This is a genomic window from Actinomyces wuliandei, from assembly GCF_004010955.1.
Taxonomy (GTDB): domain Bacteria; phylum Actinomycetota; class Actinomycetes; order Actinomycetales; family Actinomycetaceae; genus Actinomyces; species Actinomyces wuliandei.
The window spans coordinates 2,811,527-2,829,934 of record NZ_CP025227.1; the positions used below are offsets into that span (position 1 = coordinate 2,811,527).

General features: G+C 70.0%; 18 protein-coding genes and 1 pseudogene. 7 read left to right on the forward strand and 12 right to left on the reverse strand.

Annotated features, from left to right (window positions below; genetic code table 11):
- Window position 1: 1 nt before the first annotated feature.
- The 3 genes from CWS50_RS11595 to CWS50_RS11605 are packed head-to-tail and all read right to left on the reverse strand — an operon-like array spanning window position 2 to window position 3,017.
- Window positions 2–1,432: a TadA family conjugal transfer-associated ATPase gene (locus CWS50_RS11595; protein WP_243118327.1), complete on the reverse strand. Its 1,431-nt coding sequence runs from the start codon at window positions 1,430–1,432 to the stop codon at window positions 2–4.
- A complete protein-coding gene (locus tag CWS50_RS11600) occupies window positions 1,429–2,307 on the reverse strand; it encodes a CpaE/TadZ family protein (protein WP_243118328.1) in 879 nt (292 codons plus the stop codon). The genes CWS50_RS11595 and CWS50_RS11600 overlap by 4 nt, the downstream gene beginning before the upstream one ends.
- A complete protein-coding gene (locus CWS50_RS11605) occupies window positions 2,307–3,017 on the reverse strand; it encodes an SAF domain-containing protein (protein ID WP_127842917.1) in 711 nt (236 codons plus the stop codon). Before CWS50_RS11605 ends, CWS50_RS11600 begins: the two co-directional genes overlap by 1 nt.
- 281 nt (window positions 3,018–3,298) lie before the next feature.
- Here CWS50_RS11605 and CWS50_RS11610 point away from each other — a divergent pair, with 281 nt between their 5' ends.
- Window positions 3,299–3,598: a hypothetical protein gene (locus CWS50_RS11610; RefSeq protein WP_119835563.1), complete on the forward strand. Its 300-nt coding sequence runs from the start codon at window positions 3,299–3,301 to the stop codon at window positions 3,596–3,598.
- Between the two features lie 892 nt (window positions 3,599–4,490).
- On the opposite strand, the gene CWS50_RS11615 is transcribed toward CWS50_RS11610, so the two are convergent.
- The gene (locus CWS50_RS11615) at window positions 4,491–4,814 is read right to left on the reverse strand and encodes a hypothetical protein (protein ID WP_127842918.1); all 324 of its coding nucleotides are present in this window, start codon (window positions 4,812–4,814) and stop codon (window positions 4,491–4,493) included.
- A 152-nt stretch (window positions 4,815–4,966) separates the two neighbouring features.
- Between CWS50_RS11615 and CWS50_RS11620 the strand changes: the two genes are divergently transcribed.
- From CWS50_RS11620 to CWS50_RS13690, 4 genes are all read left to right on the forward strand, one after another.
- Window positions 4,967–5,425 (forward strand): hypothetical protein, encoded by a 459-nt coding sequence (locus CWS50_RS11620; RefSeq protein WP_127842919.1) that lies wholly within the window; start codon window positions 4,967–4,969, stop codon window positions 5,423–5,425.
- The gene (locus CWS50_RS11625) at window positions 5,415–6,167 is read left to right on the forward strand and encodes a polymorphic toxin type 15 domain-containing protein (RefSeq protein WP_127842920.1); all 753 of its coding nucleotides are present in this window, start codon (window positions 5,415–5,417) and stop codon (window positions 6,165–6,167) included. The genes CWS50_RS11620 and CWS50_RS11625 overlap by 11 nt, the downstream gene beginning before the upstream one ends.
- A 631-nt stretch (window positions 6,168–6,798) precedes the next feature.
- Window positions 6,799–7,086 carry a helix-turn-helix domain-containing protein gene (locus CWS50_RS11630; RefSeq protein ID WP_127842921.1) on the forward strand — a complete coding sequence of 96 codons (288 nt, stop codon included), beginning with the start codon at window positions 6,799–6,801 and terminating at the stop codon, window positions 7,084–7,086.
- Entirely contained in the window at window positions 7,083–7,244 is a 162-nt protein-coding gene (locus tag CWS50_RS13690; protein WP_243118329.1) for a hypothetical protein, read from the forward strand. The genes CWS50_RS11630 and CWS50_RS13690 overlap by 4 nt, the downstream gene beginning before the upstream one ends.
- 94 nt (window positions 7,245–7,338) lie before the next feature.
- Here the strand turns inward: CWS50_RS13690 and CWS50_RS13695 are convergent, their stop codons facing one another.
- Window positions 7,339–7,554 carry a hypothetical protein gene (locus CWS50_RS13695; protein ID WP_243118330.1) on the reverse strand — a complete coding sequence of 72 codons (216 nt, stop codon included), beginning with the start codon at window positions 7,552–7,554 and terminating at the stop codon, window positions 7,339–7,341.
- Between CWS50_RS13695 and CWS50_RS13700 the strand changes: the two are divergent.
- A pseudogene (locus tag CWS50_RS13700) lies at window positions 7,499–7,645 on the forward strand (type II toxin-antitoxin system HipA family toxin); the annotation flags it as partial. The gene CWS50_RS13695 and the pseudogene CWS50_RS13700 overlap by 56 nt on opposite strands.
- Window positions 7,646–7,769: 124 nt before the next feature.
- Here CWS50_RS13700 and clpB read toward each other — a convergent pair.
- The gene (gene clpB / locus CWS50_RS11640; RefSeq protein ID WP_127842922.1) at window positions 7,770–10,457 is read right to left on the reverse strand and encodes an ATP-dependent chaperone ClpB; all 2,688 of its coding nucleotides are present in this window, start codon (window positions 10,455–10,457) and stop codon (window positions 7,770–7,772) included.
- Between the two features lie 218 nt (window positions 10,458–10,675).
- Between clpB and CWS50_RS11645 the strand changes: the two genes are divergently transcribed.
- Window positions 10,676–11,419, forward strand: coding sequence for a hypothetical protein (locus CWS50_RS11645; protein WP_127842923.1), 744 nt, complete (start codon window positions 10,676–10,678; stop codon window positions 11,417–11,419).
- A gap of 281 nt (window positions 11,420–11,700) precedes the next feature.
- Here CWS50_RS11645 and CWS50_RS11650 read toward each other — a convergent pair whose 3' ends face one another.
- From CWS50_RS11650 to dnaK, 6 genes are all read right to left on the reverse strand, one after another.
- Window positions 11,701–13,044 (reverse strand): DUF418 domain-containing protein, encoded by a 1,344-nt coding sequence (locus CWS50_RS11650; protein ID WP_127842924.1) that lies wholly within the window; start codon window positions 13,042–13,044, stop codon window positions 11,701–11,703.
- A 74-nt stretch (window positions 13,045–13,118) separates the two neighbouring features.
- Entirely contained in the window at window positions 13,119–13,817 is a 699-nt protein-coding gene (locus CWS50_RS11655) for a DUF4282 domain-containing protein (protein WP_127842925.1), read from the reverse strand.
- A 144-nt stretch (window positions 13,818–13,961) separates the two neighbouring features.
- On the reverse strand, window positions 13,962–14,414 hold the full coding sequence (locus CWS50_RS11660) for a heat shock protein transcriptional repressor HspR (RefSeq protein WP_127842926.1): 453 nt from the start codon (window positions 14,412–14,414) through the stop codon (window positions 13,962–13,964).
- Window positions 14,411–15,439, reverse strand: a complete 1,029-nt coding sequence (locus CWS50_RS11665; RefSeq protein WP_127842927.1) for a DnaJ C-terminal domain-containing protein — start codon at window positions 15,437–15,439, stop codon at window positions 14,411–14,413. The genes CWS50_RS11660 and CWS50_RS11665 overlap by 4 nt, the downstream gene beginning before the upstream one ends.
- 144 nt (window positions 15,440–15,583) lie before the next feature.
- Window positions 15,584–16,228: a nucleotide exchange factor GrpE gene (gene grpE / locus CWS50_RS11670; RefSeq protein ID WP_127842928.1), complete on the reverse strand. Its 645-nt coding sequence runs from the start codon at window positions 16,226–16,228 to the stop codon at window positions 15,584–15,586.
- Window positions 16,225–18,099, reverse strand: coding sequence for a molecular chaperone DnaK (dnaK, locus tag CWS50_RS11675; RefSeq protein ID WP_127842929.1), 1,875 nt, complete (start codon window positions 18,097–18,099; stop codon window positions 16,225–16,227). The genes grpE and dnaK overlap by 4 nt, the downstream gene beginning before the upstream one ends.
- Window positions 18,100–18,408 lie beyond the last annotated feature (309 nt).

An 18,408-nucleotide genomic window follows, 5' to 3' on the forward strand; every position in this document is an offset into this window, starting at 1 on the left:
CTCATACCGCCTCCTGCGCATAGGAGGCGGCCGGGTCGTACCCGGCCTCCATCAGGTCGCCCGCGCAGGCGACAGGTGCGGCTGGCTGGGCGGTGCCCGATCCGTCGTCGGCGAAGACCTCGCTGGACAGCACCCGCCCGTCCACGCCGTTGACCTCCCGCACGGAGGCCACGTAGCGGCGCAGGCTGCCTCCCTGGGAGAAGCGGTTCTCGCGGATGAGGAAGATGACGAAGTCCACCGCCCCGGCGATGAGCAGGTTGGTGGCCTCCTGCGGCAGGTGCTCGGCGGACTGGATGGCGTAGGTGGCGATCCGGTTGAAGACCTCCGAGGAGGAGTTGGCGTGGATGGTGGACAGGGAGCCGTCGTTGCCCTGGCTCATGGCGTTGAGCATGGTGACAATCTCGTCGCCCAGCACCTCCCCGACGATGACCCGGGAGGGGTTCATGCGCAGGGAGCGGCGCACCAGGTCCGCCATCGAGATGGCGCCGGAGCCCTCGGAGTTGGGCAGCCGCTCCTCAAAGGCGACCACGTTGGGGTGGAGGTCGGCAAACTCTCCCAGGCCCAGCTCCAGCGCCCGCTCCACGGTGACCAGACGCTCACCGGGCGGGATCTCGTTGGCCAGGGCACGCAGGAAGGTGGTCTTGCCCGCGTTGGTGGCCCCTGCGATCATGATGTTCTTGCGGGCGCGCACCGCAGCCGAGCAGAAGGCCGCCAGGCGCGGGGTCAGCGTCCCCAGGCCCACAAGCTCGTCCAGGCCCACCCGGTCCAGGCGGGAGCGCCGCACAGAGACGGCGGGCCGGGAGCAGACCTCCATCACCGCCGACAGACGGGAGCCGTCGGGCAGGCGCAGGTCCAGCTGGGGGTTGGCGGAGTCGAAGGGCCGGGAGGCAAGACCAGAGTAGGAGCCGAGCACCTGGACCAGCTCGACGAGCTCCTCGTCGGAGTCAGCCACCGGCTCGCCCCGCTGCTCCCGGCCGTCCGCGTACTGGATGAAGACGTTGTCACAGCCGTTGATGTCGATGTTCTCCACCTGCGGGTCCTCCAGCAGCGGCTGGAGGCGCCCCACGCCGAACAGCGCGGCGTGGATGCCCTGGGAGACCTGCTCCTCCTCCTGCGCGGTCATCGGGGTCCGCCCGGCGGCGACCTCGGAGCGGGCGTGCTCCTCCAGGACCCGCCCGATCAGCGCCCGGGCGAGCTGCCTCTCGTCCTCCGGCGTCATGGGCGGGACACCGGAGGCGTCGTCATCGCGCCGCTGCTGCGCCAGCAGGTCGGCGACCTCCTCACGCATGTCACGCACCAGGGCCTGGTCCGTCACCCTCCCCCCGGCGCCTGCGGGCACCGTGTCCGCAGCACCGGTCCTGCCGGTCACGCCGATGGCACCGGCGGTCATGACAGAACTGATGGCGGTGTCCCTAAGGCCGTGGGGGCTCATGCGCGGGCTCCGTCCGTCGTTGCCCCGGCCTCGGAGGCCGGGGACGCCGGGGAGGGCGCAGCGGGCGCAGAGGCCATGGAAGCCGTGGAAGCCGTCGAGGACATTGACAACATGGAGGAGGCCAGTGCCCGCGCCGAGCGCACCAGCAGGCTGCGGCCCAGGGGGCGCTGACGGCGCCCCGCCAGGACGTCGGCTGCGGCGGCGTCCTCGGCCAGGACCCCCAGGACGGGGACCTCCAGGCCGCTAGCCTGGAGCAGGCGGGCCAGGTCCGCTCCCTCGTGACGGGACCTCCACGGCGCGATCAGCACCACGCCCAGGGCGGCAGGTCCCATGCGACTAGCGGTCTCCTCCCGGAGCCAGGCCAGGCGCTCACGCAGGTGGCCGTAGTGCTCTACCCCGGGGCGGGTCACCAGGACCGTCAGGTCGGCTGTCAGTGCCACCCCCAGGCTGGGCACGCCCGGGCCGATCCTGCCGACGTCGGCGACCACGTCCCGGCCGCCCCCGGCGCCCGCTCCAGCCTCTCCGGCGCCCTCGCTCCCCCGGAGGCTGGTGGCCAGGGCCGACCACCCGGCACCGATCGCTGCGGCCTGGTCAGGCCGCGACAGCCCGACCAAGGCCTCCAGTCCCCCGTCGAGGACAGTCAAGTGGTCCTGGAGCCGTGTACCCGGGTCGCGCCGCAGGGCGACCGCCAGGGAGACGACCCCACGGTCCCCGTCCGGAGGAGCACCCTCACGGGTCCGGGTCCGGTAGGCCAGGTCCGAGCCGACGGGGTCCAGCTCGGCCAGCAGGACCTGCCGCGGCCACACGGCGGCCAGCACGTGCGCGCTGGTGGACGCTCCCGGTGACCCCTTGGCCGAGGCCATCGCGACCAGCATCAGTCCTCCCCGATGGGACGGCCGGGCGCGGTGACGACAACGGCGATGTCCCCGGCGGCGGCGGAGGCGGACAGCTCGACCGCGTCCTCGGCGTCAACGATGACGGAGACGACAGCCCCGGAGGTCCACTCCCCCTCCGTCCCCGAGGACGGCACAGCATCCAGCACCTGCGCACCGGAGACGACGACGTCGCGGCCGTTGACGTCAACGACGTCAACCACGTCCCCCGGGCTGAGGCCGGTGGCCGGGAAACGGCCCGCCTCCAGGGCGACGCCGACGACCTGCCTCCCCTCCCCGGGGAGGGGGTCCTCAGCGACCTGAGAGGTGTCCAGCAGTTGTCCCTGGCTGATCTCCACCCGCGCGGTCTGGCCGATAACCTGCTCCGCCTGATCGAGGCGGACCAGAGTGCCCAGGTCGGAGGCGACAAGCGTGGAGGCCAGGTCGTCCTGGGTGATGACCTGCCCGGCCTCAATGGTGACGGCAGCGGCCAGCACCTCTGTGCGCTGCCCCATCCGCAGCGCCAGCATCCCAGCAAGCAGCGCACCTCCGAGAATGAGCAACACGGCCAGCGCGGCCAGCGCCGGGCGCCGCTCGCGCGGCGCGGAGGGCAGGCGAGCCGCGCCACCACCCTGGCCGACACGCACGGGTCCCGCGCCCTGAAGGCCACGCACTAAGCGACGCTGACCTCGTTCGTCCTGGGGCTGGGCCATGGGGCAGAAACCTCTCAGTCGCTGAGTAAATACCGGCAGCACCGTAACTCAGACGTGATTTTGGCGGGGCAGATGCGGGTGTGACGATGACTATACTTTTTGCTTGACACCCACCCTTGCGAAACGTCACCCTCCTGTGACATGGTGCGCGTGGCAACGCGACTACAGGGCGCTGCCAGCCAGCTGCGGCCCACAGCCCTGGCACCTCCCGGCAGCAGCGCGCACCACGAGGCGTCCTCGCGCCCACGGACCGACCACCAACCGAGCAAAGGAGCACCGACATGTCCCTGCAGGCGGACCTTGACACGCTGGCAGCGCTCTACGACACCCTGAGCAACAACGTCCAGCTGTGCCACGACATCCAGACCACCACGGACTCCTCCCTGGCCTCCGCCGTGTGGGAGAGCCCCAACGCGGAGGCCTTCCGGGCGGCCTGGGAGGAGTTCAGGCCCAAGCTCATGGCCTTTGAGGACGCCCTGGCGGCGGGCGCCACGGACGTCGCCAACAACCACAACAACAACGCCGCCGCCAACGGCGTGACAGACGCCCGTCAGCTGGCGCCGGTGGCTCCCGTCGCCTGAGCCGTCGAGGTAGAAGCAGGCAGCATCCGGCCCTATTTAGAGGTAGGCCTACTTAGTGATGCGTGGGTAAAATTAGGGAATCTCGTGAAGGCCACGCAATTTCCCCCTTTGAAACTATTCATCATAGTTTCACCTTATTGCTGGTGCGGGAACGCTCCTCGCGGCTCCGCACGAGGAGCGTTCCCGCACCAGCACTGGCTGACCACCCCAGGACACCACTGTGAACCCCCAGCGGGGTCGCCGCCGACGTCCCCCGAGGACCCGGCAGCCCCGCACCAGGCCCAGACCCCCACCAGGAACCGCACACGCATCCAAGGCCTGGGCCGCTAGGCCCGCCCACACACCCGCACCCACCCCACAGACCCTCAGCCGCCCCTCCAGCCAGCGCAGGCCACTCCGGAGCCAGCACGCCAGGCAGCCGCCAGGACACGCTGATAACCGCTGTACGAACCCGGGGTGCGCCTTGCGACCACCCGGACCTCGCACGACGTACCCCGACCCCGCAAACTGTCGGCAGGGGCGGACCGGACGGGGCCGGGTCCTGGCACCGCCCCCTCGCGGGCATACCAGGGGAGGGCACCCTCGAGCCGTTGACGCCCCCGTCGCCTGTAGCACATACTGGTGGGGAGTCACTTGGCTGTATCCCGGGTGGGTCCCCGATGCTGGTGATTCAGCTGAGCCACCTGCCGAGGGCGTCAACACGGACACCAGCGGCCCGGACCAGGCGAGCGATCGCGTTCAACAACTCGCTCACTTGCCGGGCCTCGCTCACCGCCCACCTGCCGGGCCGTTACCCCGTGTCCCTGCTGGCCTTGACGTGCCTGTCTCTCGACCTCTCAGGCACGGGCACCATCCACCACAGCGCGCGCTCCGCCTGACGCGGGTTGCCCCCTCAGCCGCCACTACCAGTCAGGTTGAAGAGCGCGATAACCAGGTTCACCAGGGTCTGTAGCATGAGCAGGGCGACTGGGATGACGACCCTGGGCGCGGCCAGGGTCAGGGCTGCGATGAGGGCGCCGAGCGTGACTGTGCTGCGCCGCCCCTTGATGACCTGCCCGCCCCGGCGCCTCTGGAGTGCCCAGGAGCCGACGGCGAGGACGAGGGGGATCGTGCCGGTACGAGCAAGGACGGTGAACAGTCCGTCTGCGCCGGCGACGCTCTCAGCGGTGGTGACGAAGTCGCCCCAGAGGGAAACGAGGTCTACGAACTCGAGCATGGCTTCCGCCTTCCATAATCGTTGCTTGCTGCGCTCACTCAATACACATGCGGACCGCGTCCCAGAACCACGAAGAGACCACCCCGCTGCTTCCACGTGGCTGCCTGAGACACCTGCGCTGTGGTGGTGCGGATGCGGGTACGGCTGGGTTTATGAGGGTGAGCAGGGCCGAGTGGGTGGTCGAGCACCTGGTCTTCCTTGCCCAGGCCCAGGACCACGTCCTGGGCCCCGACTTCTCCGCCGCCACGGCCGAGGTCGCCGCCAGCATCGCCGCAGGCGCCGACCCCAACCGGGGCAACGGAGCCACCGGCGGCAGCGGCAGCGACGAGGGGGCGGGCGGCCCGGGCAGTGCTGGTGGCCCCGGCGGGCCGGGGGTGGGGTCGTGGGGGCCGGGCGCTGGCGGGGCCGGCCCCGCTGGCTCAGGCGCGGGCGCCCACCCACCCCACCACCGCCACTGCTGGTCCCGCAGGCCGCGGCGGTGTGCCCGGTGGTGGCGCTGCCCCCGGCCACAGCGGTGGTGGTGGCCCGGCCCCCGACCACAGCGGTGGTGGTGGTCAGGTCCCTGGCCACGGCGGTGGCGGGGGCGCGGGTACCGCCTTGGTGGCGTCTGACATGTTCACCCCGGGCCGAGCGGGTGGGAGGGGCGTGCTGGTGTGGGAGGGGGCCGTGGCTGCCCCGGCCAGCCCGCTGGGGTGGCACTCGCGGGTGCCGGTGGAGGTGTTCTTCCACACCGGCCACCACCACTCCACCCAGGAGCTGGCCAGGGAGTTCACCCGCCAGCTCGACCGACAGCTCTCCGCCTTGTCCCTGCTCAGCGCGCAGCGCCTGCTGGAGGGCATCCGCGCCTACAGGGCACAGGGCCGCCAACCCACCTCCACCAGCACCCGCAACGATAAAAAACTCTTCATGGACAAGGTCGTGGGCGACCTGGTGCACGTGCACCACCTCTCCCGGGAGGACGCGCGCGCCAGGACGGCTGAGGTGGACCGGGCGCTGGTGGTGCTCCACGAGTCCGACCAGGTCACCTACGGCCCCTCCCAGCCCGCCACCACCACCGAGGGGTGGCCCTCCCTGGGCCACGGGGCGGTCAGCTCCTCCATCGGCGGCCAGGGCAGGCCCGTGGCCACGGTCCTGGAGCAGGCCACCCTGGCCGTCCCAGCCGCCCCAAGCAGGCCAGCCACCCCAGACGGGCGCCACCCCAGCCAGGCCGGACCAGCCACCCCGGCCCCTGACCCGCGAGGAGGTCCTGGCCAGGATCACCACCCAAGCCACCCAGACGGCCCCCCAGCCCACCCAGCCCCCCACCAGAAACCGGAAGCACAACCACGACCTAGGCCGATAAGAGGCCGCTAAGACCCGACCCACACACCCGCCCCCACCGACCCTCAGCCACCCCTCCAGCCGGAGCACACCGGAGCCGGACCGACACCGACAAGCCCCTACCCGCAGCGGCACACACGCCCAAGGCATGGCGTCCCACGGAAAAAGGACACGGTCCTGCCCTAGCTCTCCTGTCTTAGCTGGCTGCTGTATGGGGCTGCACATCTTTGGCCGCAGCGAGGCGCGGACTCCCCCGCAATTCTGCGGAAAACGACCCGCCCACCACCCGGGTCATACACCATCACCGGTCCCATGATGTGCACCAGGCACTCTGCTGCACATCATGGAGCCTGCACCGCAAGGGACCCCGGGATGGCAGCCTCCGCTCCCCACGCACTGACCTTGCCGCAACCCACAGAAACATGCGGATCTCTAAACCTGGCTCAGCCTCAACAGGCAAGCCGACCTCCACCCCGGGCGACCACCAGGCATCCGAAGATGTGCAACCTCGTCTCCGCACCAGCAGCACGCCGCAGCCACCCTGCGCCAGCAGACAGCCCCAGCCGGGGCACCGCCCTCCTACGGCGAGAATCTCCGCCACAACGCCACGGTCAGACTACTATGCTCGTCATTGGAGAACCGATATCCGCACAAGGAGAAGAACATGGCCGGCTACCGGATCGACCGACAGCTGAGCGAGCTCGGTGAGCACGTACGGGGCTGGCGCATGGTCCTGGGACTGACCGCTCAGCAGGTGTCCGAGCGCGCTGGTACCACGCGGGACACCTTGCGCAAGATCGAGACCGGGGACCCCTCGGTCAGCTTTGGCAAGGTTGCGCAGGTGCTGCGCGCCCTGGGAGTGCTTGACCAGGCCGTCGAGGCGCTCGACCCGCTCAGCAGCGACATTGGCCGCCTGCGAGCAGGGAGCCTGACAAAGAGGCGGGCACGGTGACCACCGTCGAGGTGCTCGCCGAGGAGGCCGAACGTACCCGGCTGGTTGGCCAGGCACACGTGACCCGCACCCGTGGCCGGGTCTCCACGACGTTTCTCCACGACCCCACCTCTCTCGCCAACGGCGGCACGGTTATCGACCCGTTCTTCCGCTGGTAGCGGGCTCCCGGTACCACAACGGGCTCGTACCGGCCTTCGCTGACAGCGCCCCGGACCGGTGGGGCCGCAACCTCATGGAGAAAGCAGAGCGCGCTCACACCCGCGAGGAGGGAAGGACCTCCAGGAGACTCGACGACCTGGCCTCAGGTGACGACTCGTCAGCCGCCGTCAAGCAGTTCCTGGACACGGGGACCATGGGGCTGGGCGGTGCCCGGCCAAAGGCGTCCGCGCGGCTGGAGGACGACAGCCTCGCGATCGCCAAGTTCCCGCACAGCAACGACCAGTGGGACGTCATGGCCTGGGAGGCCACAGCGCTCGACCTGGCACACCTCGCCGGGATCCGCGTGCCCCGGCGACGGCTCACCCGCGTGGGAGGGCGCAACGTCCTGGTCGTGCGCAGGTTCGACCGCACCGGCGGTCGGCTCGGCTACATCAGCGCCATGCCGACCACCGGCTCCACCGACGGCGAACGCCGTACGGGCCTGCGCCACCCCGCCACCGGCATCCACCCACGTCGCCCCCGGCTCACAGCGCCGAACTGGCGGAGGGCGCTGAGGGGGCCGAGCGCGCGGCCTCCCCCTCGGCCCGCAGGCTCAGTCCCGTCTCCCCCGGGAGCCGGTCCACCACCACGTCCTGGCCGTCAAGGACCTCACCGGCGAGGATCATGCGGGCCAGGCGGTCCCCGATCTCACGCTGGACCAGACGGCGCAGCGGCCGCGCCCCGTAGGCCGGGTCGTAGCCCTCGTCCGCCAGCCAGGCCCGGGCGGCCTCGGTCACCCGCAACGACAGGCGACGGCTGGCCAGGCGCTCGGTCATGCGCTCCAGCTGGATGTCGACAATGCCCGCCAGCTCCTCCCTGGTCAGGGAGTCAAAGACGATCGTGTCGTCCAGCCGGTTGAGGAACTCTGGCTTGAAGGAGGCCTGCACCACGCTCATGACCTCGTTGCGCTTCTCCTGGGGAGACAGGATCGGGTCGATGAGGAACTGCGACCCCAGGTTCGAGGTGAGCACCAAGATGACGTTGCGGAAGTCCACCGTGCGCCCCTGGCCGTCGGTGAGCCGTCCGTCGTCGAGGACCTGCAGGAGGATGTCGAAGACCTCCGGGTGGGCCTTCTCCACCTCGTCGAGCAGGACCACCGAGTAGGGGCGACGGCGCACGGCCTCGGTGAGCTGGCCGCCCTCCTCGTAGCCCACGTACCCGGGAGGAGCACCCACCAGGCGCGCCACAGAGTGCTTTTCGGAGTACTCCGACATGTCGATGCGCACGACGGCGCGCTCGTCGTCGAAGAGGAACTCCGCCAGCGCCTTGGCCAGCTCGGTCTTGCCCACGCCCGTGGGTCCCAGGAAGAGGAAGGAGCCAGTGGGGCGGTCCGGGTCGGACACGCCTGCCCGGGAGCGCCGCACGGCGTCGGCCACTGCGGACACGGCGGCGTGCTGGCCGATAAGGCGCTGCCCGATGACCTCCTCCATGGTGAGGAGCTTCTCCGTCTCCCCCTGGAGGAGTCGCCCCACGGGGATGCCGGTCCAGGAGGCCACGACCTCGGCGATCTCTCCGGCCCCCACCTTCTCGGCGATCATAGGCTCGCTGGAGCCCGCCTGCTGCTGGGCGTCGTCGGCCTCGGCCTCCCGGATCTGGCGCTCCAGCCCCGGCATCTCGCCGTACCGCAGGCGGCCCGCCTCCTCGAAGCGGCCCTCGCGCTCGGCCAGGTCCGCCCTGGTGCGCATCTCGTCCAGGGCGGCGCGCAGCTCTCCGACCTTGTTGTGGCCGGCCTTCTCCGCCTCCCAGCGGGCGTTGAGGGCGGTGAGCTGCTCGGTGGCGTCGGCCAGCTCGCCGCGCAGGCGCTCCAGGCGCTCCGCAGCAGCCGGGTCCGCGTCGTCCTGGCCCACGGACTCCTCCAGGTAGGACTCCTCCATCCGCATCCGGTCCACCCGGCGGCGCAGCTCGTCGAGCTCCACAGGGCTGGAGTCCAGCTCCATGCGCAGGCGCGAGGCGGCCTCGTCCACCAGGTCGATGGCCTTGTCGGGCAGCTGGCGGCCGGTGATGTAGCGGTCGGAGAGGGTGGCGGCGGCCACCAGCGCCCCGTCGGAGACGGTCACCTGGTGGTGCGCCTCGTACTTGGGAGCGATGCCGCGCAGGATGGCGACGGTGTCCTCCACGCTGGGCTCACCGACGAAGACCTGCTGGAAGCGCCGCTCCAGGGCGGGGTCCTTCTCGATGCGCTCGCGGTACTCGTCCAGGGTGGTGGCACCCACCATCCGCAGCTCGCCACGGGCCAGCATGGGCTTGAGCATGTTGCCCGCGTCCATGGCACTCTCGGAGCCTGCCCCCGCGCCCACCACGGTGTGCAGCTCGTCGATGAAGGTGATGACCTCGCCGTCGGAGTCCTTGATCTCCTTGAGCACCGCCTTGAGGCGCTCCTCGAACTCGCCACGGTACCTGGCCCCGGCCACCATCCCGGACAGGTCCAGGGCGATGAGGCGCTTGCCGGTCAGCGACTCGGGCACGTCCCCGGCGACGATGCGCTGGGCCAGCCCCTCGACGACGGCGGTCTTGCCCACGCCTGGCTCACCGATGAGGACGGGGTTGTTCTTGGTGCGTCGGCTCAGGACCTGGACCACGCGGCGGATCTCGGTGTCACGACCGATGACGGGGTCCAGGCGGCCTTCCCGGGCCGCCTCGGTCAGGTCGGTCCCGTACTTCTCCAGGGTCTTGTAGGTGCCCTCCGGGTTGGCTGAGGTGACCCGCGCGTCACCGCGCACCTGGGGCAGCGCCTCGCGCAGCGCCTGCGGGGTGGCACCGGCGTCGCACAGGACCTTGGCGGTGGTCCCCGAGGTGCCAGGCGTGACCGTGCCTGCGGCGATGCCGATGAGGAGGTGCTCGGTGGAGACGTAGTCGTCCCCGAGCTCGCGCGCCTGCGTGCTGGCGGCGTCAAGGGCTGCCAGCAGGGTGCGGGAGGGCTGGGGCTGGGCCACCGAGCTGCCGGAGGAGGCGGGCAGCTGGCTGAGGATGCGCCGGGTGGCGGCACCTACTCCCTGTCGGGCGGCCGGGTCCGTGACGACGGCCTCCAGGAGTGCTGCCGCGACGCCGCCCTCCTGGGTGAGGAGCTCGGTGAGCAGGTGGGCGGGCTCGATCTGGGGGTTGCCCGCTGCGGCGGCAGCCTGCATGGCGCCCGCGATCGCCTCCTGGGACTTGGTGGTGTAGCTGGTGTCCATGGGGACCTCCTTGAGGACGTGTGGTGAGGATGCGTGGTGAGGACGTGTCGGTCCCGGCCTCGTGACCGGGAGAGCTCTGACCACCCCAACCCAATCAGAGTTGAGTCTATTCCGCTCAACCCTTGAGTTCGATGTGGGATGCGCCCCCACCGGCCTCCAAGCCGACGTACACAAGATCACGTATCGTTAACGGCACCCAATACCCAGGAGGAACTCATATGCGAGCACGTATCCGTACAGCAGTAGCAGTCGGCGCGGTCAGCGCCGCCCTGGCCCTGGCAGGCTGCGCCGGCAGCAGCTCTGAGGAGGAGACCGGGGCTGCCGCAGAGGAGACCGCTGCGGCAAGCGAGGAGACGGCGGACCAGGAGGGTCAGGAGAGCACAGACGCTGAGGAGTCTGCGGCGAGCGAGGACTCTACCGAGGACGCCTCCGCGAGCTCCTCCGAGGACGCCGAGGCGGTGGTCCCCGAGGGCTACCAGGAGGTGGAGGCGCCCACGGCAGGGATCTCCCTGGCCGTGCCGGAGGGCTGGGAGGACTTCAAGGCCTACTCCGACGAGCAGCTTCAGGCCATCGCGGAGGCCCAGGGCAGCGACCTCGCCACCATCCAGCAGCAGATCGAGGCCCTGGACCTCTTCTACCGGGCCGCTGAGCCGGACGAGAACAACTTCGCGGAGAACGTCAACGTCGAGCCAGGGGTGTACTCCAACACCGAGCCCCCCACCGAGGAGGAGGTCACCAACTTCCTCGCCCAGCAGGGCCTTGAGCTGACCCAGTACGGGACTGTGGACACACCCAACGGGGAGGCCGCCACCGGCTCCTACACGAACCCGGACAACCCCGCCCAGGGCGAGGTCCTCATCGCTCCGACCAGCGACGGCGGCTACGCCGTCATCACTGTCACTACCTCAAGCGCCGAGCGCACCGAGGAGCTGGTCCAGGACATCGCTGGCAGCATCCGCTGACGCCCGCCCTGGCTCCCGGCAGACGCCCCGACCCGACGTCACTTCCGGCGTCGACAGCCTACCGGGGACGCACGGGCTGCCACCGGGCACATTCGGGACACACTGCGGGGTGGGGCACGGTGCGGCCGTGCCCCACCCCGCAGTGTGTCCGCCCTGGTTGTGCCTGCCGCGCCCGGGCCGCTCGCGCCCCGGCTGCAGGCCGTACCACCGTGAGAGGCGCTCGCACCACCCGCGCCGTCACCGGGCTGTGAGGCAGCGGTCACCGACCGGGCAACAGGCCCTCAGGCTCCGACCGCCCCGGCGGGAGACCACGCCTCCTGCCCGGGTGCCGGGACAGCAGCCCGGGGCCGCGCGCTGCGCGCCACGGCGGTACGCAGGGCGACCTCAAAGGGGCCAGGACGTCCCGCGTTCTCCAGCAGCACGCAGACCACCACGGTCACCAGCCACACGGCGACGGCGATCATGCCCGCAGTGGCTGGCCCCACCACCAGCTCGGTGCCCAGCACCGCAGGCACCACCACGAAGATGAGGAGGAAGAGGACCGTCTGGCTCAGGTAGGCGGTCATGGAGCGTCGCCCCACCGCCGAGGCCATGCGCCGCAGGCCGTGCAGGGTCCCGTCAGGAGTGGGGCCGCCAGCGTAGAGCGCCAGCAGGGCCAGCCAGCCGCAGGCACCGGCCAGGCCGGTCACGTAGGTCGCGGCCTCGTCCAGGAGGAAGGGCTGCGCCCACCCCGCGCCAACCAGCCCCGAGTGCAGCGCGCCCAGGACGCCGATCCCCATACCAGCCGCGCCGACGGTCACGAGCCTGCTGCGGTGGCGCTCGGGGTGGGACAGCAGGTCGGTGTCGGCCAGGCGGGCACCGATGAAGGCCGCCGGAACCGCCATGGAGAGGAAGACGGCAGACACGGTGCCCCCGGCCCACATCATGATATTACTGATAAACCAGGGGATGCTCGCCAGGACGTCGGTGCCAGCCTGGACCTCGGCACTGTCCATGTCCACGCCCAGCTGCTCGAGCCCACCCGTCATGATCCAGCCCGCGTAGAGCATGGCCAGCGCGCACAGGGCCGCGATGACCAGACCGACAATGAGCGCGTCCCTCCAGCGCTTGCGGGTCAGCCAGCCGGCAAAGACGACGGCGATGAGCCCGTAGGTCCCGATGATGTCACCAAAGAAGAAGATGCCGTGGACAGCGCCGAACAGGATCATCCACCAGCCCCGGCGGCGCACAAGACGGCGCGCGTCCACCGTAGCCTGCTCCTGCGCCCACGCCACCTGGGCGGGCGTGGCCAGGTCCGGCTGGCCCCCGGTGACGGAGTCCAGGTAGGTCCGGGCACCGGAGGCGACCCGACGGTTGACCATGGTGACCAGGCCGAACCCGAAGAGCATGGCAAACAGCGGGTAGGAGCGGTGGTCGACCACCAGTGCCCGGACAAAAACCCACGCGGAGTCCACCGAGGAGATCTGCCCGCCCTGGAGGCCCTGGGCACTGGGGTCCGGCTGGCCAAAGACAGTCCCCGCCCAGACGGGCACGTTGGCGACCGCGATGAGCAGGAGCATGAACCCGCGCGCCACGTCAGGTGCTGGATAGCGCACACCGCGTGTGAAGGATGTCGTCACTCTCATGCCTGCCACCCTAGTGTGGGCTCAGGCGGCCACAGACCCTCCCACAGGAGGAGACGTGCCCGGTGCAGTCCTCCTCAGGACTGAGGCCCGCGCAGCCAGCGAGTGTTGTTCTCCGTGCGGATCACGGCGACGATGAACTCCAGGACCATGCGTGCGCCGAGGATGTGCAGGAAGGCGGGGATGAGCCCCAGGACCAGTGCCAGGAGGAAGGCTCCCGGGTTGAAGGCTGCGTGCGAGGCCGCGTAGGAGCCGTAGCCGTGGTAGCCCCCGCGAGACCCCCCGCCAGAGCCGATGGCGACCGCGCAGATGAGCCACATGGCGACCACCATGATGATCCACAGGACGTAGACCACCCTGGCCCAGGTGATAGTGACGTAGCGGGTGAAGCTTATGTCAAACAGTGAGGCGAAGAAGCCCCCCGACCGCGCAGCCGGGGCGCCGTAGCCGGGGTAGGCCTGGCCGGGCTGACCGGGAGCTGCCGGGGCAGCAGCGTAGGGGGCAGCAGCGTAGGGGGCAGCACCGTAGGGGGCAGCACCGTAGGCGGCAGAGGCGCCCGAGGGGGCGGAGGGACCCGAGGGCTGCGGGGCGCTGTAGGCGCCCGGCGTCCCCGGGGCACCGGGGTACGGCTGCTGCGGGGGCTGGGAGCCAGAGGCCTGCGGGGCGCTGCTCGCACCCGGTGCGCCCTGCGCCCCGGCGTCCGGCTGCTGGTCGTGAGGCGGGTTGCTGTCAGGCTGGTTGTCGTGGGGGTGGTCCGGGTTCGTCGGCTGAGTCATGACCGGAGATCTCCTTGTGTTTGGCGACGTTCTTGGAAAGGTTCCTGGGAAGGTTCTTGGCGATGTTCCTCACGATAGGAACCTCCACCTTACACGTCACTGTAGTCATGAAGCATTCCGCTCAGAGCCTCAGCTGAATGCCGCTCAGAGAGGTTGACGGTCCTCAGTGCTGCCGCCCCGAGGACCCGAGCCTCTGCGGTCCCGAGGGCCACGAGGCACCACCTGGACCTCACCATCGGCTGCGGCGGCAAAGATCCGCTGCACAGCGGCCTCCCGGACCCGGTACCGGGCGTTGTCCGCCTCCAGCGCCTCGACACGGGCCTCCAGCTCCAGGATGCGCCGGATCCCCTCCAGGTTGACCCCCTCCTGGCTGAGGGCCTGGACACGCCGCAGACGCTCGACGTCACGGTGGGAGTAGCGCCGTCCCCGACCACGGGTACGCGCCGGGCTGACCAGTCCGAGGCGGTCGTACTGGCGCAGCGTCTGGGGGTGCATCCCCGCCAGGTCCGCAGCCACCGAGACCACGTAGACGGCCCGCTCCTGCGCGTCCCGGGCGAGGAAGCCGAGCCCCTGACCAGCACGGCGCCGGGCCGTCACCGGGACGCCTCCTCCATGAGCGTGGCTCGTGGGTCCGTGTCCCCCATGGCCTCGTCAAAGGCCTCCAACGCCTTGCGCGCCGCCCGTGACAGCTTCTTGGGGACCGCCACCTGGACGGTCACCAGCAGGTCCCCGGTCCTGCGCTCCGCGGCGACCCCCTTGCCCCTCAGGCGCAGCACGGTTCCTGAGGAGGTGCCCGGCTTGATCCGGACCCTGGAGGTGCCCCCGTCCAGGAGCGGGACCTCCACGGTGGCACCCAGCGCTGCCTCCGACAGGGTCACCGGCAGGTCCATGCGGAGGTTGGTGCTGTCCGTCGGGTCGATGGAGTAGACAGGGTGACGCTCCACCGTGATGGTCACCACCATGTCGCCGTTCTCGCCCCCGCCCGAACCGGGACGACCCTTGCCCCGCAGCCGGATCTTCTTGCCCGTCCGGACCCCGGCAGGGATACGGACGGTCATGGTGCGTCCGTCCGCGGTCAGCTCCACGGTCGTGCCCGCCACCGCGTCACGCAGGCTCAGGGTGGCAGAGGTCAGGACGTCAGGCCCCTTGGTCGGCGAGGGCCGGGACCCGAAGCCCCCGAAACCGAAGGAGCCGGGGCGCCCGCCCGAGCGCGTGGGGCTGGGAGTGCCACCGAACATGCGCAGCAGGTCGTCCAGGTCAGGCTGACCCGCACCACCGGTCTCAAACCGGACGTTGCCGCCCTGGGCACCAAACATGGAGGACAGGATGTCCTCGAAGCCCCCCGCGCTGGCCCCACCCGCGCCGGAGGTGAAGCGGGCACCCCCTCCTGCCATTGAGCGGATCGCGTCATACTGCTGGCGCTCCTTGGGGTCGGACAGCACCGCGTAGGCCTCTCCGACCTCCTTGAACTTCTCCGCAGCGACGGCGTCGTCCGGGTTGCGGTCCGGGTGGTACTTCTTGGCAAGGGTCCGGTACGCCTTCTTGATCTGGGCGGAGTCGGCGTCCTTGCTCACGCCGAGGACCGCGTAGAAGTCCTTGGTCATCCAGTCCTGGCTGGCCATCGTCTCACCGCCTCCTCGTCCAGGTGAGTAGCTGGTACAGGTGTCTGGGGCAGGCCGCCCCCGGGGGCGGCCTGTGGGGCTGCGGCGCACTGAGGCGGCAGCCCCACAGGCCGGTGACGTGCACCGCCCGGGGCGGCACCATGATCAGGCCGGGTTGGCGACCTGGACGCGTGCCGCACGTACCACGCGCTCCCCGAGCCGGTAGCCCGGCTGGAGCACCAGGATAATCGTGGGCTCGGTCACCTCTTCGGACTCTGTGGCCATGAGCGCCTCGTGGATAGTGGGGTCGAAGGCCTCACCCTCCGCCCCGAACCGCTCCAGGGAGAACTTGTCCCTCAGGACCGCCTCCAGCTTGGTGGCCGTGGTCTCGAAGGTCCCGGTCAGGTCTCCGTGCTGACGAGCCAGCTCGACCTCGTCCAGGACCGGGATCAGGGCCTCCACGACCCCGGCCGCACCCGCTTCGCGGTGTCCGGCCGCAGCCTCGCGGGAGCGCCGCACAAAGCCCTGGTACTCCTGCTGGAGGTTGTAGAGGTCCGCCCGCGCCCGGGCCAGGTCCTCGGCCGCCTGAGCGGCCTCGGCCCGAGCCTGGCTCAGGGGGGCGGGCGCCTCCTCCCCCTGCGGCGCGCCCTCCTCCCCGGCCTCTGGCGCCCCAGGCGCCCCCCCCGGGGCAGCCCCGTCCTGGAGGCGGTCACGGACCTCCTCGGGCACATCCTCAAAGGCGGACTCGACAGCCGCCTCCAGCGCAGGGTCGACCCCCTCGCCCTCGGGCACAGGACCGGCGGCACTCACTTGGAGTCCTCGTCATCCACGATCTCCGCGTCCACGATGTCCTCATCCTGCCCAGAGGTACCCGTGGAAGCGCCCCCCGCAGCGCCCTCGCCCTCGCTGCCGGCGGCCTGGGCGGCGGCGTCAGCAGCGTAGAGCGCCTCCCCGACCTTCTGGGCGACGGTGCTCAGCTTCTCCTGGGCCGCCTTGACGGGCTCGATGTCCTCACCCTCCAGGGCCTTCTTCAGCTCCTCGACAGCACCGGAGACCTCGGAGCTGACGTCGTCGGGCAGCTTGTCCTTGTTGTCCTTGAGGAGCTTGTCGATGGAGTAGGCCTGCTGCTCGGCGGCGTTGCGGGTCTCGGCGTCCTCACGCCGCTTCTTGTCCTCCTCGGCGTGGGCCTCAGCCTCCTTGACCATACGGTCGATGTCCTCCTTGGGCAGCGCCGAGCCACCGGAGATGGTCATCGACTGCTCCTTGCCGGTGCCACGGTCCTTGGCGGAGACGTGGACGATACCGTTGGCGTCGATGTCGAAGGAGACCTCGATCTGGGGGATGCCCCGGGGCGCCGGGGCGATACCGGTCAGCTCGAAGGTGCCCAGCGGCTTGTTGTCGCGGGCGAACTCGCGCTCACCCTGGTAGACCTGGATGAGGACGGAGGGCTGGTTGTCCTCGGCGGTGGAGAACACCTCGCTGCGCTTGGTGGGGATGGCCGTGTTGCGCTCGATCAGCTTGGTCATGACCCCGCCCTTGGTCTCGATGCCCAGGCTGAGCGGCGTGACGTCAATGAGGAGGACGTCCTTGCGGTCACCCTGGATGACACCAGCCTGCAGGGAGGCGCCAACAGCGACGACCTCGTCAGGGTTGACGCCCTTGTTGGGCTCCTTTCCGCCGGTGAGCTCGCGCACCACCTCGGTGACCGCAGGCATACGGGTCGAGCCTCCGACCAGGACCACGTGGTCGATCTCGGACAGGGAGACCCCGGCGTCCTTGATGACATTGTGGAAGGGAACCTTGGTGCGCTCGATGAGGTCGGCCGTCATCTCCTCGAAGCGGGAGCGGGAGAGCCTCTCGTCCAGGTGGACAGGACCAGCCTCACTCATGGACAGGTACTGCAGGTTGATGTCCGTGGAGGTCGCCGAGGACAGCTCCTTCTTGGCCTGCTCGGCCGCGTCACGCAGGCGCTGCATGGCGATCTTGTCCTTGGACAGGTCCACGCCGCTCTTGGACTTCACCTGGCTGACCAGCCAGTCGACAATGCGGGCGTCCCAGTCGTCACCGCCCAGGCGGTTGTCGCCGTTGGTGGCACGCACCTGGATGGTGGAGAAACCGTCCTCGTCCTTGCCGACCTCCAGCAGGGAGACGTCGAAGGTTCCCCCACCCAGGTCGAAGACGAGGATGAGCTCGTCCTCCTTGCCCTTGTCCAGCCCGTAGGCCAGGGCAGCGGCAGTCGGCTCGTTGACGATACGGTCCACGGTCAGCCCGGCGATGGTCCCGGCCTCCTTGGTGGCCTGGCGCTCGGCGTCGTTGAAGTAGGCCGGGACGGTGATGACGGCGTTGGTCACGGACTCCCCCAGGTAGGACTCCGCGTCAGCCTTGAGCTTGGCCAGGATACGGGCGCTGATCTCCTGGGCGGTGTACTTCTTGTCGTCAATGGTGACGGACCAGTCCGTGCCCATGTGACGCTTGACCGAGGAGATGGTCCGGTCCACGTTGGTGACAGCCTGACGCTTGGCGACCTCACCGACCAGCACCTCGCCAGACTTGGAGAAGGCGACGACCGACGGAGTGGTGCGTCCGCCCTCAGCGTTAGGGATGATGGTGGGCTCACCACCCTCCAGGATGGCAATCGCAGAGTTTGTGGTTCCCAGGTCGATACCGACGGCGCGTGCCATACGGGCTCTCCTTACTGTTCTTGTCGCGCCCTGCCCGGCGTGCGGCCTGTAGAGCCCGGTGGCTCTACAGGACCTCGCAACCGGTGCTCGGGCATGAGGTCGGGTGAAGTTGTCAGCACGGGCCACCATGTCTGACGCAGGGCGTCAGCAGGTTGAGCCTCATGCGCTCATGATTGTTGTTGAGCGCGGTCTTGTCAACATCATCTCTGAGTCTGCCCGACTCAACTCTAGGACCGGGTGTTCTATTCCGCCTCGCAGAGCATGACGCCTCTCACTCCCGCAACCCCCGCACCTGGTTCTCCCCATCGC